Source organism: Nocardioides sp. NPDC054178 (assembly GCF_055585005.1).
Map to the genome: position 1 here is coordinate 153,773 of NZ_JBVJKY010000009.1, position 17,347 is coordinate 171,119.

A 17,347-nucleotide genomic window follows, 5' to 3' on the forward strand; every position below is an offset into this window, starting at 1 on the left:
TCGCCATGCCGCTCGAGACCGGTGCCGTCGCGCCCGACTTCACGCTCCCTGCCCAGGACGGCACGTCCGTCACCCTCTCGTCACTGGTCGAGAAGGGCCCCGTGGTGCTCTTCTTCTACCCGGCCGCCGAGACGCCGGTGTGCACCAAGGAGGCCTGCCACTTCCGCGACCTCGCGGGCGAGTTCGAGGCGCTCGGCGCCCACCGGCTCGGGATCAGCAAGGACAGCGTGGAGAAGCAGGCCGGCTTCGCCGCCAACCACGACCTCGACTATCCGGTGCTCTCCGATCCCGCCGGCTCGGTGGCCGAGCTCTACGGCGTGAAGCCCAGCCTCCTCGGCAAGCTCGGGCCGCTGCAGCGTACGACCTTCGCGATCGGCACCGACGGTCGGATCAAGGCCGTCGTCGAGGGGATGCTCAAGGCCGAGATCCACGCCGACGAGGCCCTCGCCGCGCTCCGGGACGAGGTGGGATGACCAGCCGCCCCACCGTCGCGGTCACCGGCGCCACCGGTTTCGTCGGTGGCGCCGTCGCCCGCGCGCTGGGCGACTCCGACGCCGCACTCCGTCTGCTCGTACGTGACACCGCCAGGGCTCCCGAGATCCCCGGGGCCGATGCGTTCGCGGTGACCTACGGTGACAGGGAGGCCGCGGTGAGGGCTCTCGACGGCGTTCAGACCCTGCTCATGGTCTCGGCCTCCGAGTCGGCGGACCGCCTCGAACAGCACCTCACCTTCGTCGATGCCGCCGCGGCGGCCGGGGTCGGGCACATCGTCTACACGTCCTTCTTCGGCGCCGCGCCCGATGCCGCCTTCACGCTCGCGCGCGACCACTTCGCGACCGAGGAGCGGATCAAGGCGAGCGGCATGGGCTACACCCTGCTGCGCGACAACTTCTACCTCGACTTCCTCCCCTCCTTGGTCGGTGAGGACGGCGTCATCCGAGGGCCGGCCGGCGATGGGCGCTTCGCGCCGGTCGCCCGGGCCGATGTGGCGCGCTCCGCCGTGGCGACGCTCACGGCGCCGCAGCGTCACCGGGGGCTCACCTACGACCTCACCGGTCCCGAGGCGCTCACGATGAGCGAGGTCGCGGCCATCCTCACCGAGCACCGTGGGCGCGAGGTCCGCTACCACGACGAGACGATCGAGGAGGCCTATGCCTCGCGTCGCCGCTGGGCGGCGCCCGCCTGGCAGTACGACGCCTGGGTCTCCACCTACACCGCGATCGCCGCCGGGGAGCTCGACGGAGTCAGCGGCGACGTCGCCGCTCTCACCGGGCGTGAGCCGCTGGGGCTCCGCGACTACCTCGCCGCCGGCGAGTAGGCGCGGGCGCCGGGGGAGACCGGCGGTGTCATCCCTGGTGGCGGGCCAGGCTGACCGAGGCCATCGCGGCGCTGTCGAGACGGTAGACCATGGCGAAGCCCTCGCCGTCGAGCTGAGCCAGCGTCCTGTCCATGTCCGCCCGCTGGCTGCGGATCGCCTCCTCGGGGACGACCCGGCCCGTCCGTGTCGCGTTGTGTGCCAGACACTCCTCGAGCGGGACGTCGAGGGCGATGGCGACGGCCTCGACGCCGACCTTCGCGGCCAGGTCGAGGTTGCGGCGGCGGGCGCTGCGATGGACGTTGGTCGCGTCGACGACCGCGATCCGGCCGGCCTCGAGGCGCGCCTGAGCGATGTAGCGGACGAGCTCGAAGGCCTGCGGGGTGACCGACTGATCCTCTTCGGAGTCGGCGATGAGGGCACGGCAGTGGTCGCTGGAGACGACCTCGTACGGTCCGAAGAGTCGCTTGGCGAAGGTCGACTTGCCCGATCCCGAAGAACCGACGAGAAGGACCAGGCTGGGAGCGCCGATCGTGAGGGTGCCACCGGCAGGGAGGTCGATCACGCGCCAACCGTACTGGGCGCATCGGCGAAACCGCGTACGCGTCGCTCCTGGCTCCTCTACGGTTGCGGGGTTCGAATCACGAGGAGGACGCGTTGGACTACACGCCGGTTCAGATCGGTAGGTCGACTGTGCTGATCGAGTCCTCGGACGACGGCCCCGGCGCAGGGGTCGACTGGCTCGGCGACGAGTTCGGCACCACCGAGACCAGCAGCCGGCTCGAGGACGCCTACGGATCGCTCAAGCAGATGCTCCAGGACGTCTCGGCCGACCTCGGCAGCGCGCTCGCGGCTTCCCCGGACGGGCCGAGCTCGGTGTCCCTGGAGCTCGCGTTCTCGTTCACCAGCAGCGCCGGGGTGTGGGTCGTCAAGGCGCAAGGTCAAGGGTCGGTGAAAGCCACGTTGACCTGGGACTTCGACCGGTCCTGATGGCTGTCGGCGAGCTATTGGCGCAGGCGACCTGCGCGGTCTTGGCGAGCAAGGACGGACGATCGATCGGCACCGCCTGGCTGGGCACCGACGAGGGTCATCTCCTGACCGCCGGCCACGTGGTGGCACCCCTCGCCTCGCAGGGTGAGGTGTGGGTGAGGTTCCCCGACGCCGAGGCCGACGAACGGGCCACCTTCGTGATCCAGCCGGTCCACGACAAGCCCGCAGCCCAGGACTTCGCGGTGCTGAGGCTCGAGCGCCCGAACGGTCGGCAGCCACTGCCGTTCACCCTCGTGACGCAGGCCGACGGGCTGGTGCGCGCACGGGGCTACGGCGACAACCTCCGGAACGCGCAGAGCGGCGGCACCGGCGTACTGACGCCCGCGGGGAACTACCTGCGCACCAGCAGCTCATGGGCCTACTACTTCCAGTACGAGACGACGACCCTCGCGGTCACCGGGTTCAGCGGGGCCGCGGTCTACAGCGATCTCGCTGGTGCGGTGATCGGCATCCAGGTCGAGGCCGAAGGCGGTCGGCAGGCGTTCGCGATGCCGCTGGCCCGGATCGTCGACTACTGGGAGGAGCTCGTCGGTGCCGCGGTGAGACCGACGCGCGGCCGCTGTGTCCTGCTGCAGCCGAGCACGACCACCGAGGCCCAGCGCGACATCGTCCGCGAGCGGATCCTGCGACCGGTGCTGGAGCAGCTGAACCTCGCCCTGTACGTCTCGGAGCCCTCCGGGATGCGGGGCGAGGACCTCAAGCAGCTCGAGCTCGCCGACGTCGTGATCGCCGACATCACCGATGCCGATCCGGCGGTCGTCTACGAGCTCACGGTCGCCCAGGGTCTCGGCACCCCGGACGTGGTGATCAGGGACCGGAGCGCGGAGTCGCCGGCCGGGCGGATCTTCGACGTGCTCGACCTGGACCTCGACGACATCGAGGCCTCCAGACGCACCGTGGAGCAGCGGCTGCTCTCGGTGAGGTCGATCTTCGAGGCGCTGGGGGAGAACCCGACGACCAACCCGGTGACCACGTTCTTCAAGGCTCCGTTGACCCAGATCTCGGTGGCCAACGCCCTGGCCGCGGGCTATGCGAGGAACTTCGTCCTCCCCGTCGCCGACGCGCTGCTGGGGATCAGCACCGGACGCGGTCCGGGCAGCGTGAGCGTCGATGGTGTCGAGCTGTCCACCGAGCGGCTCCGAGACGCCACCGTGACGGTCGTGGTGCCGAAGCGGCTGGAGTGGTGCAGCGACGACTTCATCGACCTCGACCTCGCCCAGACCGGCCTGGTCGTGCCCGCGACCGTGTCCCACCCGGACTTCTCACGACCACGGGCGATGACGTGCCTTCCGCTCGTCGACGGCGAACCGGTCCGACTCCTCGACGTCTTCCCGACGACCCTGTCCACCGTCGCCGAGTCCATCGACGAGCGTTTCGACGTCGATCCCCACCGGCGTACGAGCGACCACTGGAAGGCGCTCGAGCAGAAGGAGATCGACCGCTTCCAGAGCAAGCTCATCAAGCGCATCCGCTCCGCCGGCGACCGCCGAGTCGGCCCCCGCTATCTACGCGACGTCGTCCGTGTCTCCACCGCCGCCGCGGTGTTCCCGGACCTGACGTGAGCTGACGGGAGGCAGTTCGACGAAGGTCCACGTCGTACCCGGCCGTCGTGGAGGCCGGGCGAGCCTCATCCGGTGATCTCCTTGCCGAAGATGGCGCGGGCGACGACCCACTTGAGGATCTCGTTGGCGCCTTCGTAGATCTCGCCGATCTTGCTGTCGCGGTAGATCGCCTCGACCGGGCCCGGGGTGCCGTCGGCGCTGAGCTCGCGGGCGAAGCCGAGGCCGCCGAAGGCCTGGATGGCGTCGCGGGCCATGTCGACCGCGAGCCGGCTGCCGTAGAACTTGGCCATCGAGGCCTCCGATTCGGGGAAGATCTCGCCGGCGTCGCGGCGCAGCGCCGCCTTGAGGTAGAGGGTGCGGGCGTTCTCGATCTCGGTGGCGCGCTCGGCCATCAGGAACTGCCAGTGCTGGTTGGCGGCGAGCTTGCGGCCGAACGCCTCCCGGGTGGACAGGTGCGCGACGGCGTGGTCGAAGGCTGCCTGCGCCATCCCGACCCCCGCCGCGGCGATCCCGATGCGACCGAGGGTGAGGGTCGCGAGCGCGTGGCGAAGACCCTGCCCGGGTACGCCGCCGAGCAGGTCCGCATCGGTCAGCTCGACGTCCTCGAACCAGACGTCGGCGGTGAGCTGGCCACGGTTGCCCATCTTCCGGTCCGGCTCGCCCACCCGTACGCCGGGCAGCGAGGTGTCGACGATGAACATCGAGAGGCGGTCCTCGGTGCGGGCGAGGGTGACGATGAACCCGGCGACGGGGGAGTTGGAGATCCAGCGCTTGCGCCCGTTGAGCACCCAGGTGTCGCCGTGGCGGACCGCGACGGTCCGCACCGCCTGAGGGCTGAGGTCGGAGGAGGCGTCGGGCTCCGTGGTCGCGAAGGCGCCGACCAGGCTGCCCTCGGCCACCGGTCGCAGCCACCGCTGCTGCTGGGCAGGGGTGCCGTGGGTCAGCACGTTGCCGGCGAGGATGCAGTGGACGTCGAAGACGGCCGCGATGCTGCTGGAGTGGTAGGCGAGCTCCTCGATCGCGACCGCGGTGGCGGTGACCGGGTCCTCGAGCCCGTCGCCGCCGACCTCGGCGGAGAAGGGCACCCGGAAGAGGTCCGCTGCGGCGAGGCCGTCGAAGACCTCGCGGGGGAAGCCGTCGATGCGCTCGTCGCCGTTGGCGATCTGACGTGCGGCCGGTGCCACGACATCAGCGGCGATCTTCCGCACGCGGTCGCGGACCTCGAGGATCTCACCGGGGGAGAGCAGGTCGTGGTAGAGCCGGTCCGCCTGGCGTACGGGGTTCTGGGAGGTTGTCATCATCGTCTTTCGGTGTGGTCGTGGGCGATGGGTCGAGCGTCTAGAGGCTGGCCAGCACCTGGTGTGCGGCCTGCTCGCCCGATGCGGCGGCGTCGGCCAGCGACGGCATGTCGAGGGCGTAGTCGCCGGCCAGGTGGACGGGCCCGAGGTTCTGCTTGAGGGTCTCGAGCGACGCCCGGCCGTGGGGTCCCCAGAAGGGCACGACCCGCGGGTGTCGGCGCAGGATGCCCGTGTCGACCTTGCCCTCGAGCTCCGGGTAGACCTCGAGAAGGTCGGCCGTGAACCGCGCGACGATCTCGTCGTCGGTGAGCTCGAAGAGCCTGTCGGCCTCGGCGCCACCCGCGAAGCAGGCCAGCGCGCCCCCGGGCTTGCGGACGTTCCCGCGGCGTAGAGCGGCCGCGTGGTTGAAGATCGCCTGGAACGAGCGCCCCGGGGTCGACACCGCGAGGAAGTCGTCCCATCGCTGGGGCTCGCCCTCCTCGTGGGTGAAGAAGCCCACCACCACGTAGCGGCCATAGTGGATCGACTCGAAGGCCGTCCGGTAGGCCGCGGGCAGTCCGGGCATGATCTTGACCGCTACGTCTGCGGGGACCGCCACGATCGCCCGGCGGGCTCGCAGGCGGGCCGGCCCGTCGGCGTCCTGGTAGTCGACGACCACGCCGTCGGCGGTCCACTCCACGGTGCTCACCGGCGAGCTGAGCCGGATCTTGTCGCCGAGGTCCTCGGTGAGGATGTCGGTCAGCGTCTCGTTGCCGCCCTGCGGCAGCGTCAGGTTCGGCACCTTCTCGGGGTCGGTGAGCAGGATGCCCATCGAGAAGACGAACTGCCGCGCGGCGGTCTCCTCGGGCTCACAGCCCATCCACTGCCCGGACCACGACCGGACCATCTCGCGGGTGAGATCGGAGGAGACACCCTTCAGGACGAAGTCCGCGCGCCGGCGGTCGAGCCTGGCGCGGACGCGGTTGGCCCACCGGTTCTTCTCGCTCATCTCGAGGAAGGGCACGTTCGCGAGGATGCGGGCGCCGACCAGGGCCAGGCCGAAGCGGTCGCGCCAGGTCATCCTCGACCGGAACATCAGGGCGAAGGGGTTCGAGGTGTCGACCTGCTTGCCGCCGATGTTCAGCGCGACGGACTTGCCCTCCAGGGTGCCCAGCGGGACCTGGTGGCGATGCAGGGCCTCGATCAGCGGGCCGGTTCCCTCGGTGAACTGGGTGCCGACGTTGATCCAGTAGTCGTCCTTGCGGACGGTGTCGACGCGGCCGCCCGTACGGTCGGACGCCTCGAGCACGACGACGTCACGGTCGGCCAGCGTGGTCGCGGCCATCAGGCCGGCGATGCCGGCGCCGATCACGACGACCTCGTGGGTCTCTTCCCGGGTCCTGGGTGAAGTGGCCATGGTGTTCAGCTCGCTTTCGAGATCGTGGTGCTGGCGGGGTCGAGCGCGGTGGCGATGGTCGCGACAAGACGTTCGGTCGCCCGCCGGCTGCTGGGGCTGACGCCGGTGTAGGAGAGGTAGCCGTGCACGAGTCCGGCCTCCCGGGTGACCTCGGCAGGGACACCGGCCTCGAGCAGCGCGGACGCGTAGGCGGTCCCGTCGTCGTGGAGGGGGTCGAAGCCCGCCAGATTGACGATCGCGGGCGGGAGCCCCGCCAGGTCGGACGCCCGGTACGGGGAGACGCGGGGGTCGGCCGGGTCGGTCCCCTCCGGCAGGTAGTTCCGGATGAACCAGGCGACCTGCTTGGCCGACAGTGCGGGCGATCCCGCGAACTCGTCCTGGGAGGGCCGGTGCTCGACGAGGTCGGTCACGGGCTGGATGAGCACCTGGAGCATCGGTCGGACGGCCTCGCTGCGCACCTGCTGGCAGAGCACGGCAGCGATGTTGCCCCCGGCGCTCTCGCCCGCGACGACGATGCGGTGTGGGTCGACACCCCAGTCCGCCGCATGCTCCACGACGTACCGCCAGGCCGCGACCGCGTCGTCCTGCGCAGCCGGGAACGGGGCATCCGGTGCCAGGCGGTACTCCACCGACACGACGTCTGCCCCGGTGCCGTGCGCGAGCATGCGTGCCGGCGCGGTGTAGCTCGCGCGGCTGCCGATCACGAAACCGCCACCGTGGAAGAAGAGGATCAGGCCGCGGTCGGGGGTGCCGCCGCTGTAGCGCGTGGCGAGCAGGCCGTCGCCGATCTCGATCTCCTCCTCGACGGCACAGGCCGGGATGCGAGCCGCGAAGAGAGCGAGGTCGCGCTCGGTTGTCGCCCGCGCGTCGACGGGCGGCAGGTCGCTGTAGTCCGGCCCGGACTCACCGAGCTTCATCAACAGCGCGACGTCGGGCGCCATGGTGTCGCCTGCGCTGTTGACCGGGGGCTTGACCATCAGGCGCTGCAGCCCCGCGGGCAGGCGGCTCAGGAAGACGAGGAGCGCTCGTTGGCAGCGCTGGCCGAGGGTGAAGTGCTGTTCGCTCATGACACTGCTCCCGCGCTCGTGACCCGCTCGGGGCTGCTGGCTCGCTTCGAGAACTTGATGTCGTCGTGGATGAGCCGTCCCTTGAAGAGCCGGTTGTCCCTGACGAAGGTCGTGTGCATCTGCCAGGGGAGGCCGGTGCCTTGACGGGGGAGCGTGTCCTTGGCGCGCTGCATGTAGCCCGCTGAGAGATCGAACAGGTCCGCGGTGGGCATGCCCTCCGGCGCGACGGGCAGCGCGATGTCGCGGTCGGTGCGGTCCAGCTCGCGGATCACCTCTGCGGCGAGGCGGGTCACGTTGCGGATCCGCAGGGTCCAGGTCGCCTTGGTGAAGCCGATCATCATCGCCCAGTTGGGCACTCCGGAGATCAGGGCCCCGCGGTAGAGCACCGAGTCGGAGACCTTGACGGGTGCGCCGTCGACGGTGGGTTCGATGCCGCCCAGCATCTGCATGGCGAGACCGGTCGCGGTGACGATGAGGTCGGCCTCCAGGTGCTGGCCCGACTTCACCAGGATGCCGTCCTTGGTGAACCGCTCGATCTGGTCGGTCACCACGTCGGCGCTGCCCTCGCGGATCGCCTGGAAGAAGTCGCCGTCCGGGGTGGCGCACAGGCGCTGGTCCCAGGGGTTGTACGGCGGCGAGAAGTGGGTGTCGACGTCGAAGCCCTTGGGCAGCTCCTTGACGGTCATGCTGCGCACGAGCCAGCGCCCGAACCTCGGGAACCGGCTCAGGACCGTCACGAGGAAGTGGTCGCGCCAGATGTTCTTGCGGCGAGTCAGGGCGTAGCCGCGCTCGATGCCGAAGATCTTCATGAGTGCCTGGGCGGCCTTGTCCACGCGGGGAATCGATGCGATGTAGCTCGGGGTCCGCTGCAGCATCGTGACGTGGGCTGCCGCGTTGTCGCCCTTGAGCATCGCGGGGAGCATGGTCACGGCGGTCGCGCCGCTGCCGACGATCACGACGCGCTTGCCGCTGTAGTCGTAGTCCTCGGGCCAGTGCTGCGGGTGCAGGATGTCGCCCCGGAAGTCCTCGCGCCCCTCGAACCGAGGCTCATAGCCCTCGTCGTAGCGGTAGTAGCCGGTGCTGCTGAAGACGAAGCCGGTGCGGATGACCTGGTGGGTCTCGTTGCCCTCCTCGTCGGTGATGGTGACCTGCAGAGTCCACTGCGCGTCCTCGCTGGACCAGTCGGCGGCGGTGACCCGGTGCCGCAGGCGCAGGATCTCGTCGAGGCCGAACTCGGTCATGGTCTCGTGCAGGTAGTCCATGATCAGATGGCCCTCGGCGATCGCGTCCTCGTGCAACCACGGTTTGAACGCGAAGCCGTAGTGGTGCACGGCGTCGTCGGACCGGATGCCCGGGTACTTGAACAGGTCCCAGGTGCCGCCGATCGAGTCGCGAGACTCCAGCAACAGGATCTTCTTGTCAGGGAAGTCGTCCTTCAGGTACTTCGCCGCACCGATGCCGGAGAGGCCGGCGCCGATGACGACGATGTCGGCGTACTCCGTCGCGATGGTCTTGCTCATTGCTGCACTTCCTTCTCAGTGGTGGGTCTCGTGATGGGCGGTACGACGGAGGTGGCCGAGGCGAGGCCGTCGACAGGAGGAGCGTTCTCAGGTGCGGCCGGGCCGCCGGAGGGCGCGCTGCTGGACGTCATGTCTGTCCCTTCTGGCGCGAAGAAAGTTAGTCATTTGATTGGGTCGGATGACTAAGTGTGTGCCAGGTCTCATCGTGCGTCAAGAGGTGCCGGGAGATGGCCGGGCGATTCGCGGATCTGGACGAGGTGGTTGACAACGCGTGATCTGGGTCGCACCATCGTTGGTCAAACGATCGAGTCAAATGACTAAGATCGATCAGAACCCCACACCGGAGGGCCGAGGAATGACCGAGAGCACGACGATGGAGGCGCCACGGGCGCGCCTCAGGGCGGCCGGCATCGCCGTCGAGGACGATCCGATCCCGATCGTCCGCCTTCTCGCGCGGACGCTGCGCGACGCCTCGGTCTGCACTCCGGAGGCCACGGCCGGACTTGTGGGCACCGTGGTGGTTCGCTCGCACGACACCCCGCAGGTGGCCACGCTGGTCTGTACGCCCGGAGTCGTCGAGGTGGCCGCCGGCGCCTGCGCGGAGCCCGATGCGACCGTCGTGGTCGACCTCGACGCCCGCTTCGCCCCCAGCCAGGAGCCGGCCGGCGATGTCGAGCTGGCGGCGGGCGTCCTGCAGGCGCTGCGCCCGCCCGTGCCCGGCTGGCGCGAGGCGGCTGTCCGGTTCTGGGAGGTCACCCGCGACATCGCGGGCATCCCTGACGTCCTCGTCGTGAATGCCGGTGGACCCGACGGTGTCGAGCAGGGTCGCTTCGGCGACGGTCCGACGAGCTATCTGGTCGCGGGTCCCACCGACCTCCTCGCCGGCATCTTCAGCGGCGCCGACGACTTCCTCGCCTCCCTGGCCGCCGGTGTGCAGGTCCAGGGCACCTTGTCCCAGCTGTCCGTCATGACGGCAGCCTCCTGGAGGGTCCGATTCGATGTCTGAGCTCGCACAGGCCCGCAAGGCCGTACGCCTCGAGGCCACGAACCACGAGGGCAGCCTCCTCGGCAAGAACGTCTCGCCGCAGAAGTTCGAGGCCGGCAAGGACGCCGGCTTCGCCTTCGCCGACATCCTGTTCGCCATCGACCTCAACAACGAGATCGTCCTCGGCGACGCCTTCCCCGACTGGCGGGGCAACCTCTACGACATCCAGATGGTCCCGGACATGTCGACCCTGGTGGAGTGGAAGCCGGGGCTGGACTCGGTGATCGGTGACTACTGGCTCCAGGACGGCACCCCCGTGCCGATCTGTCCCCGCAACCTCGTCCGGAAGCTGGTCGCCGGCCTCGCCGGCATCGGGTACGAGGCGACCGTCGCCGTCGAGATCGAGGCGACGCTGTTCGAGGAGTCGGTCCAGGAGGCGCGTTCGTGCGGCTACCGGGACCTCACGCCGCTCGGTGGCAGCACCGGGGCGACGTACCACCTCGCCCGGTCCAAGGACTGGGTCGACTACATGGAGGCGGTCGTCGGCCGGCTCGACAGCATCGGTATCGCGTGGGAGGCCTGGACCGACGAGGCCGCACCCGGCCAGACCGAGCTCAACCTCGCCCCCACCGACCCGGTCCGGCTGGCTGACAGCTGGGCTCGGACCCGCCAGGTCATGCGCGAGGTCGCCTTCGAGCTGGGTCACACCGTCTCGTTCATGGCCAAGCCGACCGCCGGCTTCGGCCAGGGGGCGCACATCAACCTGTCGCTCCAGAGCGACGGGGTGAACCGGTTCTTCGCCGAGGACAGCCCGTCCGACCTCATGCGGCACGCCGTCGGTGGCCTGCTCGCCACGATGGCGGGCAACACCTCGATCGCGCTGCCGCAGATCACGTCCTACCGGCGGCTGGTCGATCTGACAGGACCGCCGACGACGGTGAGCTGGGGAGTCAACAACAAGACCGCCGCGGTGCGGGCCATCACCGGCCATCCCAAGTATTCGCGGCTCGAGTACCGCCTCCCGGGCGCCGACGTGAACCCCTACCTCGCGCTGGCGGGCGTGCTGGCCGGTGTGCTGGCCGGGATCGAGCGACGGATCGACCCACCCGAGCAAGTCACCGACATGGCCTGGTGCCTCCCCGAGGAGGCCGGTGTGAAGAGGATCCCGGACACGATGTCGAAGGCCGGTGCGGCACTGGACGCCGACCCGCTGCTGCGGGAGTACCTCGGCGACGAGTTCGTGGACTTCTGGGTCGCCTCGCGCCGATGGGAGTGGATGGAGTTCCACACCAAGGGCGGCGATCCGTTCGTCGAGCTCTCCGCGTGGGAGTCCCAGCGCTACTTCGAGTTCCCGTGAGCGCGCGCGAGGAGGCCGCGGGGATGCGGCCGTTGATCGGCATCACCGGACGCCGTTTCCAGCTGTCGGTGCTCAACGGAGCCGACCCACGCTACGGCGACCGCTGCATCGACACCTCCATGTCGGACTTCGCGACCCGGATCGCCGAGGCCGGTGGACTGCCCGTGCACCTGTCCTACGACACCGACGCGTCGGCGGTCTGCGCCTGGCTCTCGGGCGTTGTGATCACCGGAGGCCAGGACGTACACCCTGCGTGCTGGGGCGGCGACACCTCCGTGGTGCGCGACGTCGACCCGCGGACGAACCCGATGGTGCACGACGCCGAGCGGGACACGTACGAGATCGCGCTCGTCCGTGCCGCGATCGAGCGGGGAATCCCGGTGCTGGGCGTGTGTCGGGGACTCCAGGTGCTCAACGTCGCCCTCGGCGGCACCCTCGTGGCTCACCTTCCAGACGGTCCGGTCAGCCACCTCTCGGCCGAGACCGCACCCACCGACGGCACCGTCGACCATGTCGTCTCCTTCACCCCGGGCTCGGTCGCCGCCGATCTCTTCGGCACCGACGCGATCACCAACTCCTGGCACCACCAGGCCGTCGACCGGTGCGGCGCCGGGTTGGTCGTCACCGGCCGCACCGATGACGGCGTGGTCGAGTCGATCGAGGTCCCGGGACGCCCGGTCCTCGGGGTCCAGTGGCACCCGGAGTGGATGAAGAGCAACGACCCGGCGCTGACCTGGATCGTCGAGCAGGCGGTGCAGCGGCTCGCCCACCACCAACCCGTCCGCCACGAGCAGAGGAGCCCCCAGTGAACACGTACGTCACGAACGGACCCGTCGTCGCGGCCGACCGGATGAAGGACGACCCCGACGTTCCGACGCTGAGCGGGCTGTTGGCGCAGCGCGCACGCGACTCGGGGGATCGGGAGTTCCTGCGTTTCGGCGAGTGGTCGTGGAACTACGCCGAGATCGATGCCTGGACCTCCCGGCTGGCCCACCGGCTGATCGAGGTCGACGGCATCGGCCCGGGGGACCGCGTCGCGATCATGCTCCCGAACGTCGTGCACTGGCCGGTGGCCTGGCTCGCCGTGCTGAAGGCCGGCGCGGTCGCGGTGCCGGTCAACTGTGCCTACCAGCGCGCCGACCTCGCCTTCGTCCTGAAGGACTCGGGTGCCCGTGTCGTCTTCACCGACGCCGAGCGCTCCGACCTGGTCGCCGAGGTGCTGGCGACCGAGCCGGACCTGACCGGCGTAGGTGTCATCGAGGCCCCCGACGACAGATCGGAGGACTTCCCGGCCACGGCGCCAGCAGTGTCGGTCGCGGCCGAGACGCTCGCGAACCTGCAGTACACCTCGGGCACCACCGGGTTCCCGAAGGCATGCATGCTCAGCCACGGGTACTGGGTCCGGCTCGGCTGGATCTGTGCTGCGGTCACCGGGCTCGGGGCCGAGGACGTCCTCCTCACCTCGCAGCCGTTCTCCTACATGGACCCGCAGTGGAACACCGCGCTCGCCCTGACGCTCGGGGCACCGCTGGTCGTGCTGCCGCGCTTCTCGGCGTCGACCTTCATGAATGACGTACGCCGGCACCGGGCGACCTTCTTCTACGTCCTCGGCTCGATGCCCACCCTGCTGTTCAAGCAGCCGGCCACGTCCGAGGACCGGGAGAACGACCTGCGGATGGTGTTCTGCTCGGGTGTCCCGGTCGCGCTCCATGCCCAGCTGGAGGAACGGTGGGGCGCCCCGTGGCGCGAGGTCTACGGGATGACCGAGTCGGGCATCGACCTGTTCAGCCCGTTCGACGACACCGCCGCCGTCGGCAGCGGGAGCCTGGGGCGGCCGGTGCCGAGCAAGCAGGCCCGGGTCGCCGATCCGGTCGACCCCTCTGTGGAGGTGCCGGACGGTGAGCCGGGCGAGCTCGTCATCTCTGGAGTGCCGATGATGGACGGCTACTGGAACCGTCCCGACGCCACCGCCAACGTGCTGCGCAACGGCTGGCTGCACACGGGCGACCTCGTGGTGCGCCGCCCCGACGGCGGCATCCAGCTGGTCGGCCGGATCAAGGACATGGTGCGTCGCGGTGGCGAGAACATCGCCTGTGCCGAGGTCGAGGCCATCCTCGAGCGTGACGACCGCATCGTGGCGGCGGCCGTCGTGGCCGTCGCCGACGAGGTCATGGGCGAGGAGGTCAAGGCGTTCGTCCAGCTCAGGGAAGGGGTGGCCGCGGACCGGGCCACCGCCCAGGAGCTCCTCGAGCGCGCAAGCGCCCAGCTCGCGCGGTTCAAGGTGCCCCGCTATGTCGAGTTCGTCGCCGAGTTCCCACGCACCCCCTCCGAGCGGGTCTCGAAACCCGCCCTGAAGGCCCGGGCGGCGGCCGAGCCCGGCACGACGTACGACTTCGCCCGACCGAGGAGCTGACCATGACCATCCCTGCTACCGGCCCTGAAACCGATCAGCACCACATCGACGTCGCCCTCGTGCGCAACGTCGCCGTGATCACCCTCGACCGTGCCGAGAAGCTCAACGCCCTCACCGTGGCCATGCGGCGGCGCCTGGCGGCGCTGGTCCGTGAGCTCGGCACCGGCGAGACCGTCCGCGGCATCGTCCTGACCGGACGCGGTCGCGCCTTCTCCGCCGGCGAGGACCTGACGCAGACGCCGACCACCGAGGCCGAGGTCCACGAGGCCTTCGAGAGCTTCCACGACGTCACCCGCGCGATCCTGCAGACCCGGGTTCCCGTGGTCGCGGCGGTCAACGGGCTCGCCGTCGGCGGCGCCTCCGAGATCACGCTGTGCTGCGACGCCCGGATCGGCACACCGGCCACCGCATACTTCCAGCCGGAGAACGCCCGTGGGCTCACCATCTCCAACGCGACCAGCCTGTTGCTCCGGCGCCTGGTCGGCAACCACGCGATGCGCATGGTCCTCGGGTCGCCCCGGGTCCTGTCGGCGGAGGCGCTACGGATCGGCCTGCTCGACGAGGTGGTCGAGCCCGACCAGCTCGTCGAGCGCGCCGTCGACACCGTGCACGCGTGGACCCCCGAGGGCAACACCACCGCGCTCCACCTCGCCCTGCTGCGGCCGCTCGCCACCGAGGTCGAGGCGGCCTTCGAGCGCGAGGACGCCGCCGCCCACGAAGCGTGGACGAGCGGCCTGCTCACCGCCGGCGTCGCCGGCTTCTGGAACACGAAGGAGACCACCACATGATCACCACCCGAGCCGCCGTCCTGAACGAGATCGGCGCGCCGTTGGAGCTGACCGACATCCGCGTGGACGACCCCGAGCCCCACGAGGTCCGCGTCGCCGTGACCAACGTGGGCCTGTGCCACAGCGACCTGCACTACATGACCGGCACCGTGCCGACGGAGCTCCCGGTCGTCGTCGGCCACGAGGTCGCGGGCATCGTGGAGTCGGTCGGTTCGGCCGTGACCTCCCTGCAGCCCGGCGACCGCGTCACGGGTGCGCTCACGCCCTCGTGCGGCCGGTGCGTCAACTGCGAGGCCGGGCACGCGACCCAGTGCACGCGCCTCGACGAGGTACGCCTGCGGCAGCGGCCCGCCTTCGAGACGGTGGACGGCCGGCCGATCGAGCGGCTCGCCGCCATCGGTGCGTTCTCGCAGCACATCCTGCTGCGGGAGAACGCGCTCGTGCGGCTGCCCGATGACGTACCCCTGCATGTGGGGTGCCTGCTGTCGTGCTGCGTCATCACCGGCGTGGGTGCGGTCTTCCGCGGTGCCCAGGTGCGGCCGGGCAGCACGGTTGCGGTCATCGGCTGCGGCGGTGTCGGCTCGGCGATCATCCAGGGAGCGCGGCTCGCCGGTGCCTCGGCGATCGTCGCGATCGACCTCGACGACGACCGGCTCAAGGCTGCCCGCACCTACGGCGCCACGCACACCATCAACGGGGGCGACGGCGACACGGTGGACGAGCTGCGCCGCCAGCTCGGCGACGGCGTCGACTACGCCTTCGAGGCGGTCGGCTCGGCCCGCACCGCTGAGACCGCGCTCGCCCTGCTCCGTCCGACCGGCACGGCCTGCCTCGTCGGGATCGCGCCGATGGGCACCGAGCTGAAGGTGCCCGCGATGGACTTCTTCTTCGAGGAGAAGCGCCTCATCGGTTCCTACATGGGCTCGGGCCAGGCCCGCGAGGACATCGCCCAGTTCGCCCGGCTCTACCAGCAGGGACGCCTCCTGCTCGACGAGATGGTGACGCGGGTCGTCCCCTTCGCCGAGATCAACGAGGGCTTCGAGGCGATGAAGTCCGGTGACGTCACGCGCATCGTCGTCGACCTCCAGTCCTGACCCCCGAACCCGCAGAGGAAGCCTGATGTCCAGCAACGAGATCACGATCGCCCAGCCGGTCAACTACATCGCCGACGAGTGGAGCGAGTGCGCCACCGTCGATGACGCGTGGAACCTCGACCCGAACACGCTCGAGCCCGTCCACCGCACCGTCACGACGGCGCCCGACGACGTCGAGCGCGCCCTGCGGCATGCGGAAGAGACCTACGACGTCGGCCGCTGGGACGAGGAGGCCCGACACGAACGGGCCGAGATGCTCGAGCGCGTCGCCGCGCTCCTCGAGAGCAGGACGGAGGACATCGCGCGCACGGACGCGCTCACCAGCGGCACGCCCATCGGCGCCACCCGCACGGTGGCGTCCTTCCTGCCCTTCCGCATCCGCGCGACCGCCGCCGATCTGCGGGAGATCCCGCGGGTCACCGCGCTGGAAGCCGGTGGCCGCGACGTACGCCTCTACAAGGTGCCGTGGGGCCCGGCCGCGATCCTCACGCCCTGGAACGGCCCCAGCTTCATCCCGGCGGCCAAGGTCGTCAGCGCCGTCGCGGCCGGGTGCCCGGTGATCCTCAAGCCGTCGGAGCATGCGCCGGGCAGCGCCCAGATCGTCGCCGAGTGCTTCGTGGAGGCCGGCCTCCCGGCGGGTGCGCTGCAGCTGGTCCACGGCAGCGGTGAGGTCGGTGCGCGTCTGACGGCCGACCCGAGGGTCAAGGTGGTCTCGTTCACCGGCGGGCCCGGGGCGGGGCGCGCGATCGCCCGCGCGGGCGCTGAAGACTTCAAGGTGCTGCAGCTCGAGCTCGGCGGCAACAACCCGGTGATCGTGCTCGACGACGCCGACCTCGACGTCGCCGCCGACGGCATTCTCGACGGCATGACCAAGCTGAACGGTCAGTGGTGCGAGGGGCCCGGAAAGATCCTCGCCGACCGCAGCCTGGTCGACCCCCTGCTCGACGCGCTGACCGAGCGGATCTCCAAGCTCACCGTCGGTCACTCCCTGGACGCTGACACCGAGGTCGGCCCCATCTCCAACGGGCCGCACTTCCAGACGCTCCGGAGCCGCGTCGAGGGGCTGCGCGAGCTCGGTGCATCGATCCACGGGCCGGCTGCGCTTCCCGAGCTCGGCGGCTACTTCATCTCACCCACCGTCGCTTCGGGTGCGGATCCGGACCGGGCGACGGCCGAGCTGTTCGGTCCGCTCGTCTCGCTGCACGCCGTGGACTCCGCGGAGGAGGCGCTGCGGATCGCGAACGCCCATCCGTCGGGTCTCGACGCGTACGTGTTCGGCACCGACACCGACCGCGCCATCGAGGTGGGCTCGCGCATCGTGGCCGGCGAGGTGCGGGTCAACGGCGCCAAGGTCGCCGACCTCGGCGACGACTCGGCCCAGAGCTTCTGGGGCCCGGCGGGCATCGGCGGCCACGGGCCGGCCGAGTCCGTACGCGTCTTCTGCGGCGACCGGGTCGTCGGTGTGGACTCCCCGGACCTGCCGCTGTGACAGCCGCCGCGGC

Annotated in this window: 16 protein-coding genes; 11 read left to right on the forward strand and 5 right to left on the reverse strand. The window is 70.3% G+C overall.

Going from position 1 to position 17,347, the window contains the following annotated elements:
- Positions 1–5 precede the first annotated feature (5 nt).
- Both ACZ6WN_RS26505 and ACZ6WN_RS26510 read left to right on the forward strand, forming a co-directional pair.
- A complete protein-coding gene (locus tag ACZ6WN_RS26505) occupies positions 6–473 on the forward strand; it encodes a peroxiredoxin (RefSeq protein ID WP_465869034.1) in 468 nt (155 codons plus the stop codon).
- Complete coding sequence (locus ACZ6WN_RS26510) at positions 470–1,318, forward strand: SDR family oxidoreductase (RefSeq protein ID WP_465869036.1); 849 nt, start codon at positions 470–472, stop codon at positions 1,316–1,318. Before ACZ6WN_RS26505 ends, ACZ6WN_RS26510 begins: the two co-directional genes overlap by 4 nt.
- Positions 1,319–1,346: 28 nt before the next feature.
- Here the strand turns inward: ACZ6WN_RS26510 and ACZ6WN_RS26515 are convergent, their stop codons facing one another.
- A complete protein-coding gene (locus tag ACZ6WN_RS26515; RefSeq protein ID WP_465869037.1) occupies positions 1,347–1,880 on the reverse strand; it encodes an AAA family ATPase in 534 nt (177 codons plus the stop codon).
- A 92-nt stretch (positions 1,881–1,972) separates the two neighbouring features.
- Here ACZ6WN_RS26515 and ACZ6WN_RS26520 point away from each other — a divergent pair, with 92 nt between their 5' ends.
- Both ACZ6WN_RS26520 and ACZ6WN_RS26525 read left to right on the forward strand, forming a co-directional pair.
- The gene (locus ACZ6WN_RS26520) at positions 1,973–2,305 is read left to right on the forward strand and encodes a CU044_2847 family protein (protein WP_465869039.1); all 333 of its coding nucleotides are present in this window, start codon (positions 1,973–1,975) and stop codon (positions 2,303–2,305) included.
- The gene (locus ACZ6WN_RS26525) at positions 2,305–3,927 is read left to right on the forward strand and encodes an STING domain-containing protein (RefSeq protein WP_465869041.1); all 1,623 of its coding nucleotides are present in this window, start codon (positions 2,305–2,307) and stop codon (positions 3,925–3,927) included. Before ACZ6WN_RS26520 ends, ACZ6WN_RS26525 begins: the two co-directional genes overlap by 1 nt.
- A 65-nt stretch (positions 3,928–3,992) precedes the next feature.
- On the opposite strand, the gene ACZ6WN_RS26530 is transcribed toward ACZ6WN_RS26525, so the two are convergent.
- The 4 genes from ACZ6WN_RS26530 to ACZ6WN_RS26545 are packed head-to-tail and all read right to left on the reverse strand — an operon-like array spanning position 3,993 to position 9,208.
- A complete protein-coding gene (locus ACZ6WN_RS26530; protein ID WP_465869042.1) occupies positions 3,993–5,228 on the reverse strand; it encodes an acyl-CoA dehydrogenase family protein in 1,236 nt (411 codons plus the stop codon).
- 37 nt (positions 5,229–5,265) lie between these two features.
- Entirely contained in the window at positions 5,266–6,621 is a 1,356-nt protein-coding gene (locus ACZ6WN_RS26535) for a flavin monoamine oxidase family protein (protein WP_465869043.1), read from the reverse strand.
- Positions 6,622–6,626: 5 nt separating this feature from the next.
- Complete coding sequence (locus tag ACZ6WN_RS26540; protein WP_465869045.1) at positions 6,627–7,688, reverse strand: alpha/beta hydrolase; 1,062 nt, start codon at positions 7,686–7,688, stop codon at positions 6,627–6,629.
- Positions 7,685–9,208 (reverse strand): flavin-containing monooxygenase, encoded by a 1,524-nt coding sequence (locus ACZ6WN_RS26545; RefSeq protein WP_465869046.1) that lies wholly within the window; start codon positions 9,206–9,208, stop codon positions 7,685–7,687. Before ACZ6WN_RS26545 ends, ACZ6WN_RS26540 begins: the two co-directional genes overlap by 4 nt.
- Before the next feature lie 355 nt (positions 9,209–9,563).
- Here ACZ6WN_RS26545 and ACZ6WN_RS26550 point away from each other — a divergent pair, with 355 nt between their 5' ends.
- The 7 genes from ACZ6WN_RS26550 to ACZ6WN_RS26580 are packed head-to-tail and all read left to right on the forward strand — an operon-like array spanning position 9,564 to position 17,334.
- A complete protein-coding gene (locus ACZ6WN_RS26550; protein WP_465869047.1) occupies positions 9,564–10,214 on the forward strand; it encodes a hypothetical protein in 651 nt (216 codons plus the stop codon).
- Positions 10,207–11,550, forward strand: a complete 1,344-nt coding sequence (locus ACZ6WN_RS26555; protein ID WP_465869049.1) for a glutamine synthetase family protein — start codon at positions 10,207–10,209, stop codon at positions 11,548–11,550. The genes ACZ6WN_RS26550 and ACZ6WN_RS26555 overlap by 8 nt, the downstream gene beginning before the upstream one ends.
- The gene (locus ACZ6WN_RS26560; RefSeq protein ID WP_465869050.1) at positions 11,547–12,359 is read left to right on the forward strand and encodes a gamma-glutamyl-gamma-aminobutyrate hydrolase family protein; all 813 of its coding nucleotides are present in this window, start codon (positions 11,547–11,549) and stop codon (positions 12,357–12,359) included. Before ACZ6WN_RS26555 ends, ACZ6WN_RS26560 begins: the two co-directional genes overlap by 4 nt.
- Positions 12,356–13,963 carry a class I adenylate-forming enzyme family protein gene (locus tag ACZ6WN_RS26565; RefSeq protein ID WP_465869052.1) on the forward strand — a complete coding sequence of 536 codons (1,608 nt, stop codon included), beginning with the start codon at positions 12,356–12,358 and terminating at the stop codon, positions 13,961–13,963. Before ACZ6WN_RS26560 ends, ACZ6WN_RS26565 begins: the two co-directional genes overlap by 4 nt.
- 2 nt (positions 13,964–13,965) lie before the next feature.
- Entirely contained in the window at positions 13,966–14,751 is a 786-nt protein-coding gene (locus ACZ6WN_RS26570; protein ID WP_465869054.1) for an enoyl-CoA hydratase/isomerase family protein, read from the forward strand.
- Positions 14,748–15,845 (forward strand): Zn-dependent alcohol dehydrogenase, encoded by a 1,098-nt coding sequence (locus tag ACZ6WN_RS26575; RefSeq protein ID WP_465869055.1) that lies wholly within the window; start codon positions 14,748–14,750, stop codon positions 15,843–15,845. The genes ACZ6WN_RS26570 and ACZ6WN_RS26575 overlap by 4 nt, the downstream gene beginning before the upstream one ends.
- Before the next feature lie 25 nt (positions 15,846–15,870).
- Positions 15,871–17,334 (forward strand): aldehyde dehydrogenase family protein, encoded by a 1,464-nt coding sequence (locus ACZ6WN_RS26580; protein WP_465869057.1) that lies wholly within the window; start codon positions 15,871–15,873, stop codon positions 17,332–17,334.
- Positions 17,335–17,347: the final 13 nt, after the last annotated feature.

What these genes read in the sequence shown, in the direction of transcription:
- ACZ6WN_RS26505 (WP_465869034.1), top strand. Translation starts at nt 6, where the DNA reads ATGCCGCTCGAGACCGGTGCCGTCGCGCCCGACTTCACGCTCCCTGCC.
- ACZ6WN_RS26510 (WP_465869036.1), top strand. Translation starts at nt 470, where the DNA reads ATGACCAGCCGCCCCACCGTCGCGGTCACCGGCGCCACCGGTTTCGTC.
- ACZ6WN_RS26525 (WP_465869041.1), top strand. Translation starts at nt 2,305, where the DNA reads ATGGCTGTCGGCGAGCTATTGGCGCAGGCGACCTGCGCGGTCTTGGCG.
- ACZ6WN_RS26530 (WP_465869042.1), bottom strand. Translation starts at nt 5,228, where the DNA reads ATGATGACAACCTCCCAGAACCCCGTACGCCAGGCGGACCGGCTCTAC.
- ACZ6WN_RS26535 (WP_465869043.1), bottom strand. Translation starts at nt 6,621, where the DNA reads ATGGCCACTTCACCCAGGACCCGGGAAGAGACCCACGAGGTCGTCGTG.
- ACZ6WN_RS26540 (WP_465869045.1), bottom strand. Translation starts at nt 7,688, where the DNA reads ATGAGCGAACAGCACTTCACCCTCGGCCAGCGCTGCCAACGAGCGCTC.
- ACZ6WN_RS26545 (WP_465869046.1), bottom strand. Translation starts at nt 9,208, where the DNA reads ATGAGCAAGACCATCGCGACGGAGTACGCCGACATCGTCGTCATCGGC.
- ACZ6WN_RS26550 (WP_465869047.1), top strand. Translation starts at nt 9,564, where the DNA reads ATGACCGAGAGCACGACGATGGAGGCGCCACGGGCGCGCCTCAGGGCG.
- ACZ6WN_RS26555 (WP_465869049.1), top strand. Translation starts at nt 10,207, where the DNA reads ATGTCTGAGCTCGCACAGGCCCGCAAGGCCGTACGCCTCGAGGCCACG.
- ACZ6WN_RS26570 (WP_465869054.1), top strand. Translation starts at nt 13,966, where the DNA reads ATGACCATCCCTGCTACCGGCCCTGAAACCGATCAGCACCACATCGAC.
- ACZ6WN_RS26575 (WP_465869055.1), top strand. Translation starts at nt 14,748, where the DNA reads ATGATCACCACCCGAGCCGCCGTCCTGAACGAGATCGGCGCGCCGTTG.
- ACZ6WN_RS26580 (WP_465869057.1), top strand. Translation starts at nt 15,871, where the DNA reads ATGTCCAGCAACGAGATCACGATCGCCCAGCCGGTCAACTACATCGCC.